The 22,098-nt window shown below is 69.4% G+C and carries 12 protein-coding genes; 5 read left to right on the top strand and 7 right to left on the bottom strand.

Features of this window, described 5'->3' with window-relative positions; all coding sequences use genetic code 11:
* Positions 1-123: 123 nt before the first annotated feature.
* Together ATO4_RS24090 and ATO4_RS24085 are read right to left on the bottom strand one after the other, a co-directional pair.
* On the bottom strand, positions 124-1,197 hold the full coding sequence (locus tag ATO4_RS24090; RefSeq protein WP_083594325.1) for a histone deacetylase family protein: 1,074 nt from the start codon (positions 1,195-1,197) through the stop codon (positions 124-126).
* A gap of 95 nt (positions 1,198-1,292) precedes the next feature.
* On the bottom strand, positions 1,293-1,853 hold the full coding sequence (locus tag ATO4_RS24085; protein ID WP_083594324.1) for a TetR/AcrR family transcriptional regulator: 561 nt from the start codon (positions 1,851-1,853) through the stop codon (positions 1,293-1,295).
* Between the two features lie 62 nt (positions 1,854-1,915).
* Between ATO4_RS24085 and ATO4_RS24080 the strand changes: the two genes are divergently transcribed.
* The 4 genes from ATO4_RS24080 to ATO4_RS24065 all read left to right on the top strand — a co-directional run bounded on the left by ATO4_RS24080 (position 1,916) and on the right by ATO4_RS24065 (position 6,732).
* Positions 1,916-2,389 carry a DUF4188 domain-containing protein gene (locus ATO4_RS24080; protein WP_083594323.1) on the top strand — a complete coding sequence of 158 codons (474 nt, stop codon included), beginning with the start codon at positions 1,916-1,918 and terminating at the stop codon, positions 2,387-2,389.
* 135 nt (positions 2,390-2,524) lie between these two features.
* Positions 2,525-3,730: a pyridoxal phosphate-dependent aminotransferase gene (locus ATO4_RS24075; protein ID WP_083594322.1), complete on the top strand. Its 1,206-nt coding sequence runs from the start codon at positions 2,525-2,527 to the stop codon at positions 3,728-3,730.
* 602 nt (positions 3,731-4,332) lie between these two features.
* Positions 4,333-5,673, top strand: a complete 1,341-nt coding sequence (locus ATO4_RS24070; RefSeq protein ID WP_083594321.1) for a hypothetical protein — start codon at positions 4,333-4,335, stop codon at positions 5,671-5,673.
* A gap of 60 nt (positions 5,674-5,733) precedes the next feature.
* A complete protein-coding gene (locus ATO4_RS24065) occupies positions 5,734-6,732 on the top strand; it encodes a hypothetical protein (RefSeq protein WP_083594320.1) in 999 nt (332 codons plus the stop codon).
* Positions 6,733-6,753: 21 nt separating this feature from the next.
* Here ATO4_RS24065 and ATO4_RS24060 read toward each other — a convergent pair whose 3' ends face one another.
* On the bottom strand, positions 6,754-7,215 hold the full coding sequence (locus ATO4_RS24060; RefSeq protein ID WP_083594319.1) for an MgtC/SapB family protein: 462 nt from the start codon (positions 7,213-7,215) through the stop codon (positions 6,754-6,756).
* 100 nt (positions 7,216-7,315) lie between these two features.
* Positions 7,316-8,251 (bottom strand): alpha/beta hydrolase, encoded by a 936-nt coding sequence (locus tag ATO4_RS24055; protein ID WP_083594318.1) that lies wholly within the window; start codon positions 8,249-8,251, stop codon positions 7,316-7,318.
* A 170-nt stretch (positions 8,252-8,421) separates the two neighbouring features.
* Between ATO4_RS24055 and ATO4_RS24050 the strand changes: the two genes are divergently transcribed.
* On the top strand, positions 8,422-9,552 hold the full coding sequence (locus ATO4_RS24050; RefSeq protein ID WP_083594317.1) for a ribonuclease T2: 1,131 nt from the start codon (positions 8,422-8,424) through the stop codon (positions 9,550-9,552).
* 53 nt (positions 9,553-9,605) lie between these two features.
* Here the strand turns inward: ATO4_RS24050 and ATO4_RS24045 are convergent, their stop codons facing one another.
* From ATO4_RS24045 to ATO4_RS24035, 3 genes are all read right to left on the bottom strand, one after another.
* The gene (locus ATO4_RS24045) at positions 9,606-10,646 is read right to left on the bottom strand and encodes a sodium:calcium antiporter (RefSeq protein ID WP_083594316.1); all 1,041 of its coding nucleotides are present in this window, start codon (positions 10,644-10,646) and stop codon (positions 9,606-9,608) included.
* Between the two features lie 184 nt (positions 10,647-10,830).
* Complete coding sequence (locus ATO4_RS24040) at positions 10,831-12,654, bottom strand: extracellular solute-binding protein (RefSeq protein WP_083594315.1); 1,824 nt, start codon at positions 12,652-12,654, stop codon at positions 10,831-10,833.
* 275 nt (positions 12,655-12,929) lie between these two features.
* Positions 12,930-21,947 (bottom strand): hypothetical protein, encoded by a 9,018-nt coding sequence (locus ATO4_RS24035; RefSeq protein ID WP_083594314.1) that lies wholly within the window; start codon positions 21,945-21,947, stop codon positions 12,930-12,932.
* Between the last annotated feature and the right edge of the window lie 151 nt (positions 21,948-22,098).

Raw genomic sequence — 22,098 nt, 5'->3', positions numbered from 1 at the left:
CCGCGACCGCGTGCCGGCTTTCGTCCCAGCGTATGGTTCGGGACGGAGCCGGCAACCCTTCGTTTCGCGACACCGCATGCCAGCAGTGCTCCCGCCGCGCGCCGGCGACGCCTTGCGCCCGCCTCAGGCCCGCGCCCGGATGAACGCCTCGACGAAGGCGGGCGCCGCCTCGGAGACCGCGGCCAGCGAATAGCCGCCCTCCTGGACGATGACGCTCGGCAGGCCCAGACGGCCCAGCATCTCGCCCACCCGCGGATAGGCCTCGCCGGTCACCGCGAGTTTCGACAGCGGGTCGGCTTGATGGGCGTCCCAGCCGGCCGAGATGACCAGCGCCTCTGCCCCGAAGCCGAGGGCACGCTCGGAGAGCGTCTCTACGGCGGCGAGGAATGCGCCGTCGCCGGCACCGAAGGCCAGCGGCAGGTTGAGATTGCAGCCTTCGCCGGCGCCGTGTCCGGTTTCCTCGGCATAGCCCAGAAAGTGCGGGTAATAGGCCGACGGGTCGGTGTGGACCGAGCCGAAGAACACGTCGTCGCGGGCATAGAAGATCGTCTGGGTGCCGTCGCCATGATGGGTGTCGAAGTCGAGAATCGCGACTTTCCCGTATGTCTCGCGCAGGAGTTCGGCGGCGATCGCCGCATTGTTGAGGAAGCAGAAGCCGGAGGCACGGTCGGCATAGGCATGGTGGCCCGGCGGGCGGCAGAGCGCAAAGGCCGCGCCGTCGCCGGAGAGCACCGTGCGGGCCGCCGCGATGGCGCTCGCCGCCGAGGCGAAGGCGGCCCTGGTGGTGCCTTGCGTCATCGCGCAGGAGAGATCGCCCACATACCAGCCGGACTGGCCGAGGATGCCGGTGGTGCGCGGCGCCGGTCGCGCACCGTTGGACAGCGGCGAGGCGCCATAGGGGCGGGCGGCGGCAAAATAGGGATGAACGTTCGGCAGAACCTCCGGCCCGGCGTTCGGCAGGGCCTGAAACCGCTCGAAGGCGGTTTCGAGAAAGGCGAGATAATGCGCCGGATGGACCCTCTCGATCGCCCCGCGGTCGAGATCCTCGGGCGCCTCGACGGCCAGTCCCAGGCGACCGAGGCTCTCGATCAGCGTCGCGGCACGATCGGGATTCTCCAGCGGCTGCACCAGCCGGCCATGGACGCCGTATTGCGTCGGCCGGTGATCCATCTGGGTCTGCGAGAAGAAGACTTTCATTGCCACGCCTTTCGCCAGTTGGCTCGCCTGCAATCGCCGGCCCTCGGGCCTGCAGGCCAAGATAGCTCCGTTGCGGGCTTTGTCGCGCCGCCCGCCTAAGACGGCTTCTGGCCGTTGCGGCCGATGGCGCCGACGAGCAGCGCCAGCGCTTCCCGCTCGTGCTGCGGATCGGAAGCATTGAGCCGCCCGTCGAGCGACAGTGTCGCAAGGCCGTGCACCATCGACCAGCAGGCGAGTCTTGCCGCCGCGATGTCGCCCGGAGCCAGGCTGGCGACGCGGCGAGCCAAAACGTCGAAGCCGGCGGGACCATCCGGCTTCGCAACAGCCCGGGCAACTTCGCCGGCAAACATCAGGCGAAACAGCGCCGGGTGAGCGCGGGCGAAGGCGAGATAGGCAAGCCCCTGCTCGAGCAGCGCCTCGCTTGGATCGTCCCGCTCGTCCGCCGCCGTCAGCTTCGCATGCAGCAGGGCGAATCCGCGCTCGGCGACGGCGGACAGGAGGGCGGTCTTGTCGGGAAAATGCCGGTAGGGCGCCATCGCCGAGACCCCCGCCGCGCGCGCCACGGCCCGCAGCGACAGATCCGCGCCGTCGCTCTCCAGGAGCTGCAGCGCTGCCGAGACGAGGGATTCGCGCAAACCGCCGCCGGGGCTCGTCATGGACGTTTACACTGTATACAAGAGCGTCTATGTTTACACGATAAACATCGTGGAGATCCGGCATGCAAGAGCGTTCCACCCGCAGATCCGTCGATCTCTCCGGCTTTCCCGACCTCGTGGTCGTCATTCTCGGCATCCGCGTTCGCAGGCTGCGCGGCGTCATGTCGATCATCGGCATCGGCAAGGGCCTGACGCAGATAGCGGATACGCCGCCGACCGGCCTGCTTTGCCAAGAGCAGATGTTCTTCGGTCTGACCCATCTCGGCATTCGCCAGTACTGGCGCGACTTCGAAAGCCTGGAGGCCTTCACCCGCAGCGAACCGCATGCGACGTGGTGGCGGGAGTTTCTGCGCGACAGCGGCGGCACCGGCTTCTGGCACGAGACCTATTCGGCGAGCCGCGGCATCGAGGCGGTCTATGTCGACATGCCGGGGCCGGTCGGGCTCGGCCGTTTCGCCCCGGAGCGCCCGCCGATCGGCCCGTTCCTGTCGGCGCGTGGGCGTCTCGAGGGCAGGCTCGAGCCACCACCCGCCTGACGCGGCCGACCGGCGACCGGCATGGCCATTGCGGCTTGCGCCATCGCCTGATCGGGACTAGGGTCCGGCCGTTTGTCAAGGGGCGGCGAGGCCGCTTCCTGCTGCATCCCGTCCAAACCATCGGAGTTGAAAGACATGGCGTTTCTTGCCGCCGCCCTCGATCGCGTGAAGCCTTCGGCCACCATCGCCGTCTCGCAGAAGGCCCGCGACCTCAAGGCGAAAGGCCGCGACGTCATCGGTCTCGGCGCCGGCGAGCCGGACTTCGATACGCCGGACAACATCAAGGAAGCCGCGATCGACGCGATCCGCCGCGGCGAGACCAAGTACACGCCGGTCTCCGGCATCCCGGAGCTGCGCCAGGCGATCGCGGCGAAGTTCAAGCGCGAGAACGGCCTCGACTACAAGCCGGAGCAGACGATCGTCGGCACCGGCGGCAAGCAGATCCTGTTCAACGCCTTCATGGCGACGCTCAATCCCGGCGACGAGGTGATCATCCCGGCGCCCTACTGGGTGTCCTATCCGGAGATGGTGGCGATCTGCGGCGGCACGCCGGTCTTCGTGACGACCCGGATCGAGGACAATTTCAAGCTCACCCCCGAGGCCCTGGAAGCGGCGATCACGCCGAAGACCAAGTGGTTCCTGTTCAACTCGCCCTCCAACCCGTCGGGCGCCGCCTATAGCGAGGCGGAGCTGAGGGCGCTCGCCGACGTCCTGATGCGCCACGACCACGTCTGGGTGCTGACCGACGACATGTACGAGCATCTGGTCTATGGCGAGTTCGTCTTCACGACGCCGGCGCAGGTCGAGCCCGGCCTCTACGAGCGCACGCTGACGATGAACGGCGTCTCCAAGGCCTATGCGATGACCGGCTGGCGCATCGGCTACGGCGCCGGCCCGCTGGCGCTGATGAAGGCGATGGACATGATCCAGGGCCAGCAGACCTCCGGCGCCTGCTCGATCGCCCAATGGGCGGCGGTCGAGGCGCTGAACGGCCCGCAGGACTTCATCCCGCGCAATCGCGAGATCTTCCAGGGGCGCCGCGATCTCGTCGTCGGCATGCTCAACCAGGCGCGCGGCATCGATTGCCCGTCGCCCGAGGGCGCCTTCTACGTCTATCCCTCCTGCAAGGGCCTGATCGGCAAGAAGACGGCGTCGGGCAAGGTCATCGAGACCGACCAGGACTTCGTCACCGAGCTGCTCGAGGCCGAGGGCGTCGCGGTGGTGCACGGTTCGGCCTTCGGCCTCGGCCCCAATTTCCGGATTTCCTACGCGACCTCCGAGGCTCTGCTGGAGGAAGCCTGCTCGCGCATCCAGCGCTTCTGCGGCAGCCTCGACGACTGAGCCGGCAGGCGCCGCATCGGGCGGCGCCTGATACCGCGAACGATCCTGCGAGCCCGCTGCCGGCGCCATCCGGCGGCGGGTTTCGCGTTCGAGGGGACCGGCTCCCGGCGCGCAACCGCAAGGCAGGATTCCGCGCAAAAAAAAGCCGGGTCCCAAAGAACCCGGCCAAGCGTGGTCTCGAAAGACCGTATGGGAGGAAACAGCCGGACCCGACGACTGGGAGGAGATGCCGAAGCATCCGACTGGCGAGGAGAATAGTAGATCAGGATCTCAGAGCAATCGCGGCTGAGGCATGTCAGCCATGCATCTATGCGATAGCTAATTTTTATCACGGGCAGGTCTTATAATGGGTTTATCCGAATACGTAATAGATAATGTCTATCAAAACGTCTGCAGGCATGCAAATCTTGCAGGTCTTGCGGGCCATCGATGCGCAATTTGTGGGATTTCGTTAACCATGACGGCGCTTCACGCGATCGGCATCATTTGCAGACGGGCAGGCACCCTACCGCTCACCGAGGGAAAGCCTTAATCTCTCGTTAAGCACGCTGCTTCGCAGGGCGGGCCGTCCCGAGTCCGGTCGATGAGAGGATCCCGCCTTCATGGGTGCATCGCAATCCTACGCGTTGAGGGGGCAGGTCACCCGCCTCGACGCCACCACCCGCATCACTCTCTCGGTGCTGGCGCTGGCCAGCGGCGTCTACACCTATCTCGGCGTGCGCGAACTGCTCGACGGCGACGAGACCACGGTGTTTCTGGGCGCGATCGTCTATTCCTCGGCGGTCTCCGTCGCGATCTACGCCTTCTGGTCCTATCTGATGCGGTTCATGCCGCATGTCCGCCAGCCGGGCGGCCGCCGCATGCTCTATCTCGCCATGGCGATCGGCTCGGCGATGATCATCGCCATGTCGTCCTGGCTGAACGCCTCGGCGCTCGCCGGCTCCGCGGCGCTGGAACAGCATCTGGCGGTCACCACCGAGGAATATCAGCAGAAGCTCAACGAGGCGCATGAGAACGCGCTCGCCGCCCAGAGCCTGTTGCCGGACATCCAGCTCGCCTCCCAGCGCTTCGCCGGCCTGTCGGAGCAGGAGGCACGGTCCGGCGTCCTCACCGGCACGTCCGGTTCGGGGACGGTGGTCCAGCTCCTGCGCCAGATGTCGAGCCAGCTCTCCGGCCTGCAGGGCGAGATCGAAGGCTCGCGCGCCCAGGTGAAGGCGCTGTTCGAACAGGGCGGCCAGCATCTCGCGGCGATGCGAAAGCTCGTCTCCTCGCAAGGGCCGGTCGCCGAACGCGCCAACGCCTATGGCGACGAAGCCGTGGCGTTGTCGGGGCTCCTGACCTCGCTGGAACAGACCTCGGTCGCGCCCGCCGTGCGCCGCGCGGCGGAAGATCTCGGCCGCAGCTTCATCGCCCCCATTGCCGACGCGGGCGACGCGGATCTGCGCGAGCGCCAGAGCCGCGTCGTCGGCACCATCGAGGCGGCGGTGCAGGCCCAGAGCCTCGCGCTGGCGACGGCGGCTGACGAGATCCTCGCCCGACCGAAGGTCGAGCCTCTGCGCTTCACCCCGCTGTCGGCGCCGGAGGCGGTGATCCGCTATGCGCGGGATTTCCTGCCCTCCTGGGCCGGGGCGATCTCCATCGATCTTCTGCCGGCGGTGCTGATCTTCGTCCTCTGCATCGTCCAGGACGTGATCCGCCGCGAGGAGGGCGAGGAGCTCGAACTCGGCGACATGAGCGCCGGCGAGATGATGCGCGCGCTGCGCATCCAGAAGAAGCTGCAGGCGGCCGAGCGCGGCGACGTCGATGCCGGCGAGTGGGCGGGTGAACGGGAGGCGGCAGTCCATCACGGTGAGATCGTCGGCCCGCCCCGCGAGGCGGACGACATCATCCAGCGCAACCGTCCGGCAGGCGCAACGCCCTTCGCCAAGACGGCCGCGCGGTGAGGCGGAGGCGACGCACCCCGTGCCGCGCCGCGCCGGTCCGTCCGGTCAGGTAGCCCCCAGATGATCGGCGACGAGACACCGCCGGGGCGGCTGGAGCGCGTCCTTCTGGCGCTGCCGGAGGGATCGGTGCTGCGCCTCGTCTTCGTGGCGCTGCTCAGCGTGTCGCTGGCCATCGTCGTCATCGATTACCGCAGCATGGCGGAGCGCTCCGCCGAGGAGGAGCGGACCAGCCGCATCGAGTCGATGCCGCTTCGCCCGCCCCGGCCCGGCGACCAGATCCGCCCCTATCTGCCGCGGGCGATGCCGGTCGGTCCCGACCGGGGCGAGCCGGTGCTGCCGGGCTATGACGGTCCGGTGGAGGGCGAAGCGCTGGCGGCGCCGATGCGCTTCTTTCGAGGGCCGGGCGGCGAGGCCAGCGCCATCGGCCGGATCGAATTCGGCACGGCAGAAGCGTTGCGCGCGTTCCTGGCGACGCCGGAGGCGGCGGGCGTCGACACCCTCGTGATGCACTCGCCCGGCGGTTCCGTCGCCGATGCGATCGCCATGGCCCGCGACCTGCGCAGCCAGGGGATTTCCACCCGCGTGCCCGACGACGGCTACTGCGCCTCCGCCTGTCCGCTGCTGCTGTCCGGCGGGTCGACGCGGCGAGCCGGCGAGGGCGCCTGGGTGGGGGTCCATCAGGTCTTCGCGGTGTCGGGGTCGGAGCCGGGGCTGCCCTCCACGGTCGATCGCTCGATCGCCGAGATCCAGGCGACGACGGCCGAATGCCAGAGCCTGCTCGCGGAGATGGGCGTCGATCCGGCGCTGTGGATCAAGGCGATGCAGACGCCGGCGGCCAGCCTCTACGTGCTGACGCCGGAAGAACTGGTGGCCTACCGCCTGGTGCGGCCGCTGCCCGACGGGCCCGCTTTCGTCGGGCCGCCGGCGCCGACCTATCCGACTTTTCCACCAGTGCCGCCTGCCCTTGAAGCCGGCGAGCCCGCCCCGCCCGCCGGTGAAGCTGGCGAACCCGCGGCCTCCGAGGCGGCGAGGCGGACCGGCGCGCCGTCGGCGATCTGAGGCCGGCCCGGCATGGCCGCGTCAGGGCTCGAACAGCCGCACGAGCGCCAAAACGGCGAGGGTGGCACCGACAGCCATGAGCGCCAGGAGGTATTGCCCGAGACCGCAGGCGAGACCGACGGACCCGGCCATCCAGAGCGAGGCGCCCGTGGTCAGGCCGCGCACCTCGCCCTTGGCCTGGATGATCGCGCCGGCGGCGAGGAAAGCCACGCCCGACGTGATCGCGCCGATGATGCGGATCGGGTCGGATCGGACGTGGTCGCCGTCATGGAGCCCGATCAGCACCGTCACCAGTAGCGTGAAGACGCAGGCGCCGACGCCCACCAGCATGTGGGTGCGCAGCCCGGCCGGGCGGTCCCGCTGCTCCCGTTCGAAGCCGATCGCGCCGCACAGGACGAGTGCCGCCGCGATGCGCACGAATTGCGCGCCGGCGGTCTCAAGGTCGATGTCATTGCCGAATTCGATCATGAGCAGAAGACGCATTTCGCCCCTGCTTGGTTGCACGCGGAGCCCGACGATCGGCATCGGAGCGGCTACCGGAGCGGCCACCGAAAGGCAGGTGGTGCGGATCGTCCGGTGACCGTCAGTCGGTGACCCGGTCGAGGAACGCCAGGAGGCTGGCCATGGCGGGCTTGCGGTAATCCTCGGCTTCCATCAGCGTCTCGTGCCGGGCGCCGGGGATGACGTGGCTCTCGACGTCATGGCAGTCGAGCGCCTGCATCGCTTCGGCAAGCTCGGTGATCGCCGCGCCGTTCCGCGTCGCGGGATCCTGCGAGCCGCCGAGGAGATGGATCGGCAGTTCGGGCGGCAGCAGCGAGAGACCCGGCTTGGAACCGGCTTCGAAGACCAGCCGGGCGATGTCCTCCATCATCGAGACCGTCGGCGTGAACCCGCAGAGCGGGTCGCGCATATAGGCGTCGATTTCCCGTTCGTCGTGGCTCAGCCAGTCGAAGGCGGTGCGGCGCGGCGAGACCGATTTTTCCCAGGCGCCGAAGGTGAAGCGCCGCGCCAGCTCGCTGGCGACGTCGGAGCCCTTCAGCGCCTTCTCCGCCTTCAGCGCCCATCGCCCGAGGCGCCGGTCGAACCCGTGGGCGAAGTCGGCGTTCCAGACGCAGAGGCCGGCGAGATCGCGGCCGAAGCGCTCGCCGTAGTTCAGCGCGATGTGGCCGCCGAGCGAGTGCCCGAACACCACCACGGGAAGCTCGCCCACGAGTTCCAGCGCGTGGAGATGCACGGCCCGGCAGTCGCGCAGCAGCTTCTCCGACCCGCCAGACCCGGCGAAGCGGCGCAGCGGCGCGTCGGGGGCCACCGTCGATCCGTGGCCGCGATGGTCATGGGCGAAGACGTGGAAGCCTTGCCGCGCCAGCTCGCGGGCGAAACGGCCATAGCGTCCGGCGTGCTCGGCAAGGCCATGGAAGACGAGGACGATGCCGCGCGCTTCGCCCTCGGCCTTCGTCCGGTAGAGATGCAGCGTCGCGCCGGACCGGCTGTCGAGGGATTTTTCGTCGTCGAAACGCAAGATTGATCGGGCTCCGGCCGGATTGTCATCCACGCTACATAGCGCGGGACCAGCCTTGCCGCACGCGCCGATACGCGATTGCGCCGACCATCCCGTTTACGGCCTGGTTGCCGGAGCGTAAACTGCAACCGAAGCGGCCTCTTGGCCGGCGCTTGGGGAGGATCGGGCAGATGCGGGTCACACTGGCAGTCGTCGCCGCGACGATGATCGCGTCCGGATCGGCGGGCTTCGCCCAGGAGCCTCTCGACGGCTATGTCATCGCGCGCAAGGCCTGCGCGGCCACCGTCTCGATCCGCAATGCCGCGACCGAGACCGGCCCGGCCCTTGCGCTCGACCGCGCCTACCGGCTGATCGGCGAGAACCGGGTCAACGGCTCGCACTACTACGTCGTCGTCCCGCAGGCCGAGCCCGCGCGCCGCTGGATCGAGAAAAGCTGCGGCGACTGGGTCAAGGTCGTTGCCCGCGCCGAGGCCTTCGACCGGCCGGGCGGCAGTGTGTCCGATGACGGGGCGGGCGAACCGCAGCCCGGCGGGACCGACATGGGCGGCGATCCCGACGGTGGCGGGACGGATGGGCCGGGACCGGTGGTCGCGGGTGGCGGCGCGTCACCGGGCAACGCCGGGGGCGGAGGCGGAAGCGGGGACGCCCATCGCAATCTCCTCCTCGCCATCAGCTGGCAGCCGGCCTTCTGCGACACCCACCAGAGCAAGACCGAATGCCGCTCGCAGACGAGCGATCGCTTCGATGCCGATCATTTCAGCCTGCACGGCCTGTGGCCGCAGCCGCGCGGCGTCGAATATTGCGGCGTCCCGGCCAAACAGAAGAGCGACGACAAGGCCGGCGACTGGAACAAGCTGCCGCCGGTGGAGGTCGATGCCGAGACGCGGGCAGAGCTGGAAAAGGTCATGCCCGGCACCCAGTCGATGCTCGACCGGCACGAATGGACCAAGCATGGAACCTGCTACAAGACCTCGGCCGACGAGTATTACGACGATTCGCTGGCGGTGATCGGCGCGATCAACGCTTCGAAGGTGCGCGATCTCTTTGCCGGCGCCATCGGCGGCTCGGTGACCCGGGAACAGATCCGCGCCGCCTTCGACGAGAGTTTCGGCGCCGGCGCCGGCGAAAGGGTCCGGGTCTCTTGCTCGCGGGACGGCGACCGCCTCCTGATCGGCGAGCTGACCATCGGCCTCGTGGGCGAGATTGCGGACGATCCCGACGTTGCGGCCCTGATCGCGGCGGCAAGGCCGACGGACGGGGGCTGCGCCGAAGGCATCGTCGACCCGGCCGGATTCCAGTAGGCGCTGGACGGTGCTGGTCCGGCTGCCTGGCCGGTACGACGGCGTTCCACGGCTCACGCCTGCCTCAGCAGCCCCGACAGGAGGCTCGTCACCCCGACGCTCTCGAGCGTCACCCAGGTGAGCATGACCGCATAGAGGGCGAGCAGCAGGACGCTTTCCCGCCGGGTGAGCAGCATGCTGGTACGCATCGCCAGGAACAGCGCCACCGTCGCGACGGTCAGGAGCCCCATCATCGGCGCGGCGACGGAAAAGTTGATGACCGTCGCGCCGGCGATCAGGACGCCGGCGGGGATTGCCACCAGGAGGTCGAAGATGTTCGAGCCGAGGACGTTGGCGAGGGCGGTGATCCCTTCGTTCTTCCTCGCCGCGCGGACGGAGATGAAGGCGTCCGGGATGGAAGTGCCGGCCGCGACGACGGTGAACCCCCACAGGAAGCTCGGCGTGTCGAAGATCTCGCCGAGATTGATCGCGGCGCGCACCAGACCCTCGACACCGAGGACGATGACGAGGAGCGCGAGGCCGAAGCGCAGCCACTCCCGCCCCGGCCGGATCGCTTCGGCCGGCTCGTCGCCGGGATTGTCGCGGGTCTCGAGATACTGGATGGCGACATAGAGGACATAGAAGGCGATCGGGATCAGCGCCAGGAGCCGCGTCATCTCGCCGGTGATCACGCCGCTCCGGGACTGCTCGACCGGATTGTAGATCACGGCGAAGGAGAAGGTGATCAGCAGCACGGCCACGGAGACCATGTAGAACTGCGATTCCTTGTAGACGAGCTCGCGGTTCGCCTCGAGCCGCTGCGGGCTGAACAGGCCGCACAACGCCGGAATGACGAGGATGTTGAAGATCGCCGAGCCGACGATGGCGGCGACGCCGAGCTCGAAGGCGCCGTGGATCAGGGCAGACAGGACGGTCGTCGAGAGCTCGGGAAAGCTCGAGCCGACCGCGACCACGATCGAACCGTGGACCACCGGCGGCAGCCGGTAGTGGGTGGAGAGCCGCGTGCTCGACGTCTCGAGGAGCCCGCTGCCCTTCCAGACGATGCCGGTCGCGACGACGACGACGGCGACCCAAAGTCCGACTTCACCCAGCACCCTGCCTCCTTCCGGCTCCGATCTTCGATGCGGGAGCTAGGGCAGTGCGGGAGAAAGTGGGCGACGACGGGCGGAAAACTTCGGCTCGAAGGCATCCCCGCCTGTCCGCCGCCCGCTGGTATCGAGCCCGCGCGGTGCTGAGTGGTAACCCCCTGGCGCCGATCGAAGGCCGGGGCCGACGGTCTCAGTCCGGCGCGCGCCAGAAGGTGGGCAGCTGATAGCCGTAGAGCGGCGTCGTCTCGGGATGCTTGATGAAGGCCCAGCGGGCGAGCCGCTGCTCGGGCATGTGGAACAGCGGCACGACGTAGTAGCCCGAGATCAGCACCCGGTCGTAAGCCCTGACGGCGTCGACGAAATCCTCTCTCGAACGGGTGGTGACGATTTTCTGGATCAGCGCGTCGATCGCCGGATCCGAGGCGCCGGCATAGTTGAACGAGCCGTTGATGTCCTTCGCGCGCGAGCCCCAGCGATAGTCCTGCTCGGCGCCCGGCGACAGCGAGGCGGAGTAGGCGCCGATGATCATGTCGAAGTCGAACGCATCCTTGCGGGCCTGGTACTGGCTGTCGTCGACCATCCGGATGGTCATCGCGATGCCGAGCCGCGAGAGCGTGCCATTGTAGGCTTCCGCCATCTTCGCCTGCTCGGGCGACTGGACCAGGATTTCGAAAGCCAGCGGCTTCCCGTCCGGGCCGACGAGCCGGCGACCGGCAAAGCTGTAGCCGGCGGCCTCCAGCTCCTGCATCGCCTCGCGCAGCACCTTGCGGTCGGAGCCGGAGCCGTCGCTCACCGTCGGTTGGTAGGTGCCGTCCATGACGTCGGGATCGACGTCGCCGGGATAGGGCGCGAGGAGCGCCTTCTCCGCCTCGCTCGCCGGGCGGCCGAGCGCCGACAGCTCGGAGTTCTGGAAGAACGAGCCGGTGCGCTGATAGGCGCCGTAATAGAGGTTCTTGTTGGCCCATTCGAAATCGAAAAGCATCGACAGCGCCTTGCGCACGCGCCGGTCGGCAAAGACCGGGCGGCGGGTGTTGAAGACGAAGCCGAGCATGTTCGCCGGGGCACCGGTCTGGAAGGTCTCCTTGATCACCCGGCCGTCCGTCACGGCGGGAAAATCATAGGCCGTGCGCCAGTGGTTCGGGTCGCCCTCCAGATAGATGTGGCAGTTGCCCTTCTTGAAGCCCTCGAACTGGGCGTTGCTGTCGCGGTAGTAGTCGATGACGATCGTATCGTAGTTGAAGACGCCCTTGCGGATCGGCAGGTCCTTCGCCCAGTAGTCGGGGTTCTTCTTGTAGACGATCTCCTGGCCGGGCCTCACCTCGGCGATCACATAGGGACCGGAGCCGATGACGGGCTCGAGCGTCGTCTGCTCGAAGGTCTTCTCGTCGAAGGCGTGCTCGGGCAAAACCGGCAGCCCGGCGATCAGCAGCGGCGTCTCGCGGTCGGCGGTGTCGTCGAAAGTGAAGCGCACGCCGTCCTCGCCGACCTTCTCGATCTTCACCGCCGGGCGCAGCCAGTTGGCGTAGATCGGTCGGCCATGTTCGCGCAGCATCCGCACGGTGAAGAGCACGTCCTCCGGGCGGATCTGCTGGCCGTCGGAGAATTTCGCCTTCGGGTCGAGGCGGAACTCCACATAGCTGCGCTCATCGTCGGTCTCGATGCTCTCGGCGATCAGCCCGTACATGGTGAAGGGCTCGTCGGGCGAGCGCTGCATCAGCGGCTCGAAGACGAGATTGCCGAATTCCTTGTCGAACCAGATGCCGCGCGCCGTGGTCAACGCGCCGCGCACGATGACCGGGTTGAGGTTGTCGAAATTGCCGAAGACGCAGTAGCGCATGGTGCCGCCCTGCGGCGCGTCGGGATTGGCGTAGGGGACGCTCGGAAAGCCGGCCGCAAGGGCCGGTTCGCCCTGCATCGCGATCGCGTGGGCCGGTTCCGCGCGAGCCGTCTGCGCCATGCCGGACGACAGGGCCGCGAGGCTGATGACGCAGAAGCCGAAGACGTGATGTCGCATGCAGGATTCCCGGTTTGTCGCGGTCGAGGTGGCGGCGGTCGGATCGACAGGCGGCCGTCTTCTAGCGGCCAGGATGCCGGTCCTCCTCCACCAGTAGTCGCGCTGCCTGACCAGAGGCATGCGCGAGCGACCCGGAACATGCAAACCGGGCGATTTTTGGGGCCGACACCCTATTGGGAGCCAATCACCTTCAAGGTCATCTCAAAACGCCGAAGCCCCGGATCCTCGTCGGATCCGGGGCTTCGGCTGGAGGCTGGCGACGGCCGGCGCGCGGGTCAGCTGTCGAAGCGGCCCGATGCGTGGGCGAGCATCGTGTAGACCTTGCCGGTGTCGGAGGAGAGATAGCTCCGCGACACCCGGTTCTCCGGATCGTTGCGGGAGATGTCCTGCAACAGCGCCTCGAAGTCGGCGATGTAGCGATCCACCGCGCCCTGGAACTCGGCATCGCGCTGATACTTGCGGCGGATGTCGTCGAAGGTCTGCTGGCCCTGCATGGTGTAGAGCCGGCGGGTGAAGACGTTGCGCTCCCCGCGCCGGTAGCGGTCCCAGAGTTCGATCGAGGCGTTGTGGTCGATCGCCCGGGCGATGTCCATCGACAGCGAGTTGAGCGATTCGACCACGTGGTCGGGCGAGCGCTCCGGCGTCGCCGGGGTGCGCCCGGCGCTCGGCTGGGCGGTGGCGGGCTGCTGGACCGGCGCCTTCTTGCCGAGACCGGCATCGCCGTCGTCCTCTTCCTCCGACGCGCGGCGCAGGAGGTTCGACACCCAGCCGGCGCCGCGATCGCTATCCGGCCGCTCGCGCTGGCGCTCCGTCGGACGAGGCGCGTTCTGCTCGGGACGGGCAGGCCGGGCCGGCTGCGGCGCGGCGGCCGCGGGACCGACGAGCGGATTGCTGCCCGAGCCGGAGCGCGCTGCCGGCGCTGCGGCCCCGGTGGCGGAGCCGGTCGGCAGGGCCGGCCGCTGTCCGCCCGCCGGCTGGTCGAACCGGGCCGGCGACTGCTGGGCCGGGGCCTGCGGCCGGACTTCACCCTGCGCCGGCTTGGCCGGTTCGGCGCGCGGTGTCTCGAAGTTCGAGCCCCTCAGGTCGTGGGCGAGATTGCCGTCGGTCATGAAGGACGCGGCGATCTCCTGCTCGACGTCGAAGGCGTCGTCGTCGCTGAAGTCGTATTCGGGCTTCGCCGGCTCGGACTTTGCCGCCGGGGCGGCCTGGACGGGGCGGGCGGGAGCCTGCGGGGCCGTGTCGCGCTGCGGCCGGGCCGGAGCCGGCCGCGAACGGTCGGCGACGTCGAAGGCACGGCCGGACTGGGAGACGATGTCGGAAAGTTCGCGCAGCGCCCGGATCTGGTCGGACACCGCCCGGCGCATCGCCTCGGTGCTCGACCGGGTTTCCTCGGGAAGCTCGAACACGCCGCGCTTGATCTCCGTGCGGGCCGAGTCGAGTTCGGCGCGGATCGTCGAGGCCGCCTGGCGGATCTCTTCGGTCGAGCGCTCGAAGCGCGAGCCGGCGTCTTCCAGCGCCGACTGGATCGATTCGCGCAGCACCGCCGCGGTCTGGAGCGAGCGGCTCTCGGCGCCCTCCAGCTGCCGCTCGACGTCGCCGAGCGAGGCGCCGACATCGCCGGCGAGCCGCTCGGAGATCAGCCGCGAGCGCTGCTCGGTGCGATCGAAGAGGCCGTTCACCACCTCCTCGAAGGACCGCATCAGGCCGCCGATCTCCTCGGAGCGGGCGACGAGGTTCGTCGACAATTCGTCGAGGCCGGCATGGCCGCCGTCGAGCACCGAGCGAAGGCCCTCCTCGCGGGCTTCGAGGAGGCCCACGGTCTCGGACAGCACGGCGCCGTGCTCCTGGAACCGGTCTGCCATCGAGGCGATCTTCGAGAAGGCCGCGAGCGACAGCTTGTCCAGCCGGTCGACATTGGAATCGAGCATGCGGGCGCTGAGGGAGATCGAGTTCGTCGCCTCCTCGGCGTCCTGCACGAAGCGGGCGCCGCTCTCCTTGAGGATGCCGTCGATGGCGCCGAGATTGCTGGCGGTCTCCTCCACGAGGCCCCGCAGCGAGCTGGAGGTCTGGGCGAGCCGGCCGATCAGCGAGCCGACGTCGCGCTGCAGCTGCTCGCGCATCTCGCCGACCATGCCCACCGTGGCGGCCGCCCGCTCGTCGAGAGCGCCGAGGATGGCGTCGGACGACTGGGTGAGGGAGGCGATCGTCTCCTGTGCCCGGCGGCCGAGGGCCGCGGCGAGGGAGGCGTTCTCGGCCCGCAGCCTGTCGGCGGCGTCGCGGGTGGTGACCTGCAGGAGCCGGGCGAGCTCGGTGCCGCCGTCGCCGATCTGCGAGATCAGCGGCCGCGCGTCCTCGTCCAGCATGCGGCCGATCTCGGCGTTGCGGGCCGACAGCATCTCCGCAAGGTTCCGGGTCTTCTCCTCCAGCTCCTCGCTCATCATCCGCGAGCGCGTCGCCAGCGACCGCTCGGTCTCGCTCATGCGGCCCGCGAGTTCGTCGCCGACCGATCCGGCGCTTTCCATGAGCGTGGAACGGGCCCGCTCGGTCTCGAGCCGGATGATCTCGGAGATCGCCGCGATCTGGTTCGACAGGTCGCCGCCGCGGCTGGCGATCTCGTCGCGCACGCTTTCGGCGTCCTGGAGAAGCCGTCCGGACACCGTCGCCACCTCGCCGCGGAGCTGGGCGACGACACCGTCGACCTCGCCGCGCAGGGCCTTCGACGAGGACCAGAGTTCCTCGCGGAGCCGCGCCGTGGATGCATCGATCTCGCCGGTGACCGGGCTGTCGGCCAAGAGCTCGCCGAGCCGCCGGGTGACCGCCTCGAGCTCCGCCGAGAATGCCCCGGCTCTCGCTTCCAGCGCCTCGGCGATGTCGCCGGTGGCGTCGCGCATGGCGCCGGTGGCGGTGGTGACCCGGGACGAGAAGTCCTCGCCGGTGGTCTGGAGAGCACCTTCCGCACTGGCGGCGAGTTCGCTCATCCGGGCGATGGCCGCCTCGAACTCGCGTGCCATCCTGGCGCTGTCGCCGGCAAAGCGCGAGCGGTTCTCGTCGGCGATCCGGCGCAGCTCCTCGCCGGCCGCAGCGATCTTCTCGGCGAAGCTCTCGGTGTTGCGGTCGAACTCGCCGGCGACGACGCCGGAAATGCCCGACAGGGTGTCGACGAGGGTCATGCGCTGCTCGCCGAGCTGGACGCGGACGTCGTCGGCCTCGCGGCGGATCTCGCCGGTGAGCTGCGCGATCTGGGTCGCCAGTGCCTCGGCCTCGGTGGCAAAGCGCGAGCGCGATTCCTCCGACAGCGAGCGGATGACCTCGGTCGACCCGCTGATCGTCTCGGCGATCCGACCGCCTTCGCTGACCAGCCGGGTGCCGGCGCTTTCGGTGCGGGCCGACATGTCGTCGGCGAGGGCGCCGAGGCGCTCGGTGAGGCGCTCGGCCTCCGCGGCGATACGCTGGCGCGCTTCTTCGCTCGCGGTGTCGAACAGCCGCGAGATGTCGTCGACACTGGCCGAGACCTTGGCGGTCTCTGCCATGAGGTTCTCGCGGGCGCGGCCGGCCTCTGCGGCCATCGCGCCGGTCGCCTCGGTGACCGTGCCGCGGATCGCCTCGGCCAGGGCGCCGGCCCGGGCATTGAGGGTGCGCTCGACATTGCCGAGACCCCGCTCGAGGGCCGAGGAGATCGCCTCCGTGCGCTGGTCGATGGCACCGACCAGATTGGCCGAGCCGCCTTCGAGGGCCGCGAGCAGATCCTCGCGGCGGGTCTCGAGGGTCTGCGAGATGTCGCCGACCGACTGCTCGATCGTGCGGCGCACGTCGTCCGCACGGTCCTCGAAGGTCGCGGCGGCCGAGCTGACCGCACCGTCGATGAGGGCAGCGAAGTTGTCGCGGCGTTCGTCGAAGGCCGTGGCGAGCTTGAGGTCGACCTCGAACAGCGCGTCGGAGAGGGCTGCGACCCGCTCGTCCAGCGTCTGACCGAGGGAGGCACGGCCGCTTTCGATCTGCTGCTCGAAGGCGTCGCGGCGCTGGTCGAGGGCGGAGATCAGCGTGCCTTCCGAGCCGTCGACCACCTTCTGGATGGCGCCGAGGCGCTCGTCGAGGCCGTCGACGAGAATGGACCGGGCCTCCTCGATGATGGCGCGCAGCGAGGCCGTGCGGGAATCGAGGTTCTCGCCGAGCAGGTTGATGCGATCGGAGATTTCCCCGGAAATCGCGCCGAGACCCTGATCGAGCACGCCCGATACGTCGGTGTGGCTGCCCGACAAGAGATCCTGGAGCGTTGCGACGCGCTGGTCGAGGCTGTCGCGCATGCCGGCTTCGGCGCTCTGCGAAACCTCGCGCAGGTCGGCGATGCGGCTCTCGATGGCGGCGACGAGGGACTGGCTGCCGCCCTGGAGTTCGCCCGACAGGCCGCTGATCCCCGCTTCGAGGGCACCGGAGACTTCCGTCCGGATCGACGAGAGCAGGCCCTGGAGCTGGTCGACGCGCTGGTCGAGGCTGTCGCGCATGCCGGCTTCGGCGCTCTGCGAGACCTCGTGCAGGTCGGCGATGCGGCTCTCGATGGCGGCGACGAGGGACTGGCTGCCGCCCTGGAGTTTGCCCGACAGGGCGCTGATCCCCGCTTCGAGGGCACCGGAGACTTCCGTCCGGATCGACGAGAGCAGGCCCTGGAGCTGGTCGATGCGCTGGTCGAGACTGTCGCGCATGCCGGCTTCGGTGCCCTGCGAGACCTCGCGCAGTTCGGCGATGCGGCTCTCGACCGCGGCGACGAGGGACTGGCTGCCGCCCTGGAGTTCGCCCGACAGGCCGCTGATCCCCGCTTCGAGGGCACCGGAGACTTCCGTCCGGATCGACGCGAGCAGGCCCTGGAGCTGGTCGATGCGCTGGTCGAGGCTCTCGCGCACGCCGGCTTCGGCGCTCTGCGAGACCTCGCGCAGGTCGCCGATGCGGCTCTCGATGGCGGCGGCGAGGGACTGGCTGCCGCCCTGGAGTTCGCCCGACAGGCCTTCGATGCCGGACTGGATGGCGAGGCGGATCTGGGCGATCTCGGCGTCGAGTCCGCTCGAGATGTCGGCCTTGGCGCTGGCCGCGGCGGCGTTCAGCTGGCCGAGGCGATCGTCGAGCCCCTCGATCAGCATGGACAGGGCGCTCTCGATGGCGACGAGCTGGCTGCCGGCCGCGACGGAGAGATGGTCCTCGAAGCCCTGGGTGCGTTCGTCGAGTTCCGAACGGAAGCGGCCGGTCTCGGCTTCGACGGTGCCGACGAGGGCGGTGCGGGTGTCCTCCAGCGACTGGCCGAGGGAACCGACCCGCTCCGACAGATCGTCGACGATCGAGCCGACGACCTGGTCGAAGCCGGTTGCGACGTTGCGCAGGCGCTCGTCGATGGCGGCGGCGACACGGGCCGGCATTTCGTCGCTGATCGCCTTGAGCGTCGTGGCGCGCAGGTCGAGCACCTCGGTGAGCTCGTCCTTGCGGGCGTCGAAGCTGGAGACGAGGGCCTGCTGCGCGTCGGCCATGAGCCGCTCATTGGCGCTGAGGCGGTCGGCAAGGCCGGTATTGAGGTCGCTCGCCCGGCGATCGAGGCCTTCGAAGAGAACTTGAGACTTTTCGTCGATCCCATTGATGAAGCGCGAGCTTTCGCCGTCCAGCGCGCGCTGCAGCCCGGTGCCGCGCTCGGCCAGGGTGGCGGCGATGGTATTGATGCGCTGGTCCAGCGAATTGACGATGGAGTCCTCCGACGTCGCCAGCAAGTCCTCGATGGCGCCGCGGCGCTCGTCGAAGAGCGCGGCGAAGGTCGCGGCCTTCTCGTCGAGGCCGCGGGCAAGCAGGCCCTCGGTCGTCCCGACGGCCGCATGGATCTCGCCGAGAACGGCCTCGATCCGCTCGGCGACCCGGTCGGTCCCGACGCCCATGTTCTCCGCGAGGAGGCGCTGCGCCTCGTCGAGTGCCTGGGCGAACCGGCCGGTCTGGGCCGAGACGGTGTTCTCGAGCGACTGGATGCGGTGCGCGAAGCTCGCGTCGAAGCCTTCTGCGACGCGGCCCATGACGACCTCGATCTCGTCGCGGCGCTGGGTGAGGACGTCGTGAATGCGCGCGGCGGCGCCTTCGAGCCTGGTGCCGACCTCGCCGGCGCGCTCGTTGATCGCGTCGATGCGCGCGTCGGCGGTGAGATCGAAGGACAGAAGCCGCTGGTCCAGGGCTTCCGACAGTCCGGTGGTGCGCTCGGCCAGCAGCGCGTCGAGTCCCGACTGGCCGTTGTCGAGCAGCGACCGCAGCTCCGCCGTGCGGGCCTCGAGGGTCTGGTCCGTCGAGGCGACGGCGGTGGTCGCCAGCTCGGAGAGATCCGCATGACCCTTCTCGAAGGCCCCGAGGATCTCGCGGGTCCGCTCGGCAAGGGCCTGGGCGAAGGAGGTCGAGCGGTCGGACAGCGCCGCGGAGACCCGGTCGGTCGAGACCTCGATGGCGTTGGCACGGCTCTCGATCGCCGCGATCAGCGCCGGGCCGCGTTCGCCGAGCGCCTTCTCGATCACCTCGATGCGCTGGTCGAGCCCGCCGAGGGTCTGGGTGTTGCCTTCGGCCAGGAGCTGCTCGATCCGCGTCGCGCGTTCGCCGAGTTCGGTCTCCGCCGTCCTGAGGAAGCGGTCGGCGCTGGATTCCAGCTGCTCGCGGCGCCCGTCGATGTGCTCGCCGATCCCGGCCTGGAATTTGGAGCCCTGGTTCTCGAGCGCGGCCAGGCGCTCGTCGAACAGCGTCTCCAGCCCGTCGAGGAAGGTCTCGCCCTGCAGGCGCATGGTGAGGGTGCGGTCGTCCAGCGCCTCGGCGAGGCCCTGCACGAACTTCTCCCCGTATTCCGACAGCATCTCGGTGCGCGAACGGACGAGGCCGGTCGCCGCATCGGCGGAGGCGATCATCCGGCCGACGAATTCCGTGCCGATGGAGGTCAGTTCGCCGGTGATGGCGTCGGCTCGCGACAACAGGCTGCCGGTGGTCGCCTCGAGGCTGCGGTTGGCCTCGTCGGCGGAAGCAGTGAGCTGGCGGGTCGCCCGGTCGGAGGACGCGCCGATCTCCTCGACGAGGATCCGCGTGGTCTCGGTGAGCGACGCCGACAGCGTCGAGCCGCGCTCGGAAAGCTCGGTGACGGCCTGACCGACCTTGGCGTCGAAGGCGCCGGACAGGCTGGCGAGGCGCTCGTCGAGCGTGCGCTCGGCGGTCTCGCTGGCGCCGATGATGCTGGCAGCCGCGGTCTCGGCTCCGAGCGTGATGCCGGCGACCAGCTGTTCGCTGGTCTCGCGTGCGCCGGCCTGGAGCGTCGCGGTGCGCTCGCCGAGCTCCTCCAGCAACGAACGGCTGCGTGCGGCGAATTCCTCGGTGACCGCCTCGTGGCGCTCGGTGAGGGCGCGAACGACGACCTGGCCGCTTTCGTCGAGGCGGCCGACGGCGGTCTCGCTGGTCGAGGTGATGAGGCCGAGCAGGTGCTCGCTGGCGCCGCTCGCCCGATCGACGATCGTCGCCGTCCGGTCGTCGAACAGCGACAGGAGTTCCTGGCTGCGCCCCGCGAACTCGCCGGTGAGGCGGGTCGTGTGTTCGTCGAGGCTGCGGCCGACTTCGTCGCCGGCGGTGGTGATCTGGCTGGTCGCGCTTTCTGCGGTGAAGGAGATGTCGGCGACGAGGCGGTCGCCGAGCTCGGACATCCTGGCATCGAGGGCGGCGCTCTTCTCGTCGAAGAGGCCGACCAGCTTCTGGCTCCGGCTCTCGACCTCGTCGGCAAGGGCGCGGCTGCGCTCTTCGCTGGCACGGGCGAGGCTGTCGTTGACCTCCGCCAGGCGCCGCGACGATGCCTCGGCGCTGGTCGTGATCCGGTCGGCAAGAGCCTCGCTGTCGGAGACGATGGCGTTCTTGATCTCGCTCGCCCGCTCGTCGAACAGGGCGACGATGGCGGCGCTGCGCTCCTCGATGTCGCCGCCGATCCGGCCCGAGCGCTCGTCGAGGTCGCTGGCGATCGTCTCGCTGATGCCGATCAGCTTCTGCCCCGAGGTCGAGGCGACGTCGTCGAGGCGGGAGACGAGGGCGTCACCCTCGGCCGTGAGCTGCTCGCGCAGCTGGCGGCCGCTGGATTCCAGAAGCTCGGACAGCTGGCGGCTCTGGGTCTCGTATTCCCTGGCGATGTTCGCGCTGCGATCCTCGATCAGCGCGGTGAAGCGCTGCGAGGCCTCCTCGATGCGGGCGAGCACCGTGTCCGACGTCGTCTCGACGTCGCCGACGAGGCGCTGGTGCGAACCGAGGACAGCCGAGCGCAGCCGCTCGGCGTGGGAGAGCATGGCGTCCCGCTCGGTGCCGAGGTCCTGGACGAGCGCGCGGATCTTCACCTCGTTGTCGGCATAGGCGCGTTCGAGGGCGCTGACCTCGTTGCGCACGACGCTTTCGAGATCCGAGGTCCTCGACAGGGCGCGCTCGACGCCTTCGGCGAGGCCGGAAATCTCCCGGCGCACGGCCTGGCCGACGCTCATGACGCGCTCGGTGGCGACGCTCTCGGGTTCGGCGAGGCGCATCGCCACCTCGGCGAGCGACCGGCTCATCAGGCGCAGGTCGGCGGACCGGCGCACCATCAGCCCGATCGCGAGGAACAGGATCGGCGGCAGGAAGGTGAGGGCGGCGAGGATGAGGAGTTCGGCCTGCCGCAGCGGATCGTTCACGCCGGCGGCGAGGGTCTCGACGTCGGTGCCGTAGATCGCCGAGGCACCGAAGGCGACGCCGGCGATCCACAGGACGGAGGCGGCGCCGGCGATCCACAGAGCGGTCCGCGGCGCCCGGCGCTGCAGGAGGGCCTCGGCCCAGACGGTGTTGCGCCGGGCCTCGTCATTGGCGGCGGCCTGGGTGTAGGCGCGCGGCGGCTCGCCGGCGGTGGCGCGGCTGTCCGGCTGCTCGCGGCGCGGCGAGGGCTCCTTGCCCGCATCGGCTCCGCCGGCATCGCCGCGGCCCGCGGCGGCAAGGCCCGCCACGCCGGCCGCAGCACCCGCGGCGCTCGCGGCCGCGACATCGGCGGCGTTCGCGGCGCCCGGCGTCGCCGGCTCGGCGCTCCGCAGCTGCCCGGCCGTCTCGCTGATCTGACGCTCGAAATCCTCGAGCGAGAACTCGACGTCGACGGTCTCTTCGCCGGACGGCTCGTCCAGGTGGCCGGTGGCGGCAGCCTCGCTCTCGCCGGTCGCGACGCCCTCCATGTCCAGATCGGCCAGGGCCTCTTCCAGCTCGTGGACCGCATCTTCGGAAAGCTGTTCGAAGGGTTTCGTCTTGGACATGGCCGTCGCGCCCCGATACTCTCTACATCCGCCACACTCGCCGGCGAAACGGCCGATGCCGCCCCACCGCGCTTCCGGCATCTCGCCCCGTCTCGGACCCATGGGTCCGGACGACGGTGCAATGCCCGCGGAATTTCACCTTAGAATGTTA

The sequence above is a fragment of the Aurantimonas sp. 22II-16-19i genome (assembly GCF_002088275.1).
In the GTDB taxonomy this organism is placed as follows: Bacteria; Pseudomonadota; Alphaproteobacteria; order Rhizobiales; family Rhizobiaceae; genus Jiella.
This window is presented reverse-complemented; position numbering and strand designations above follow the sequence as displayed.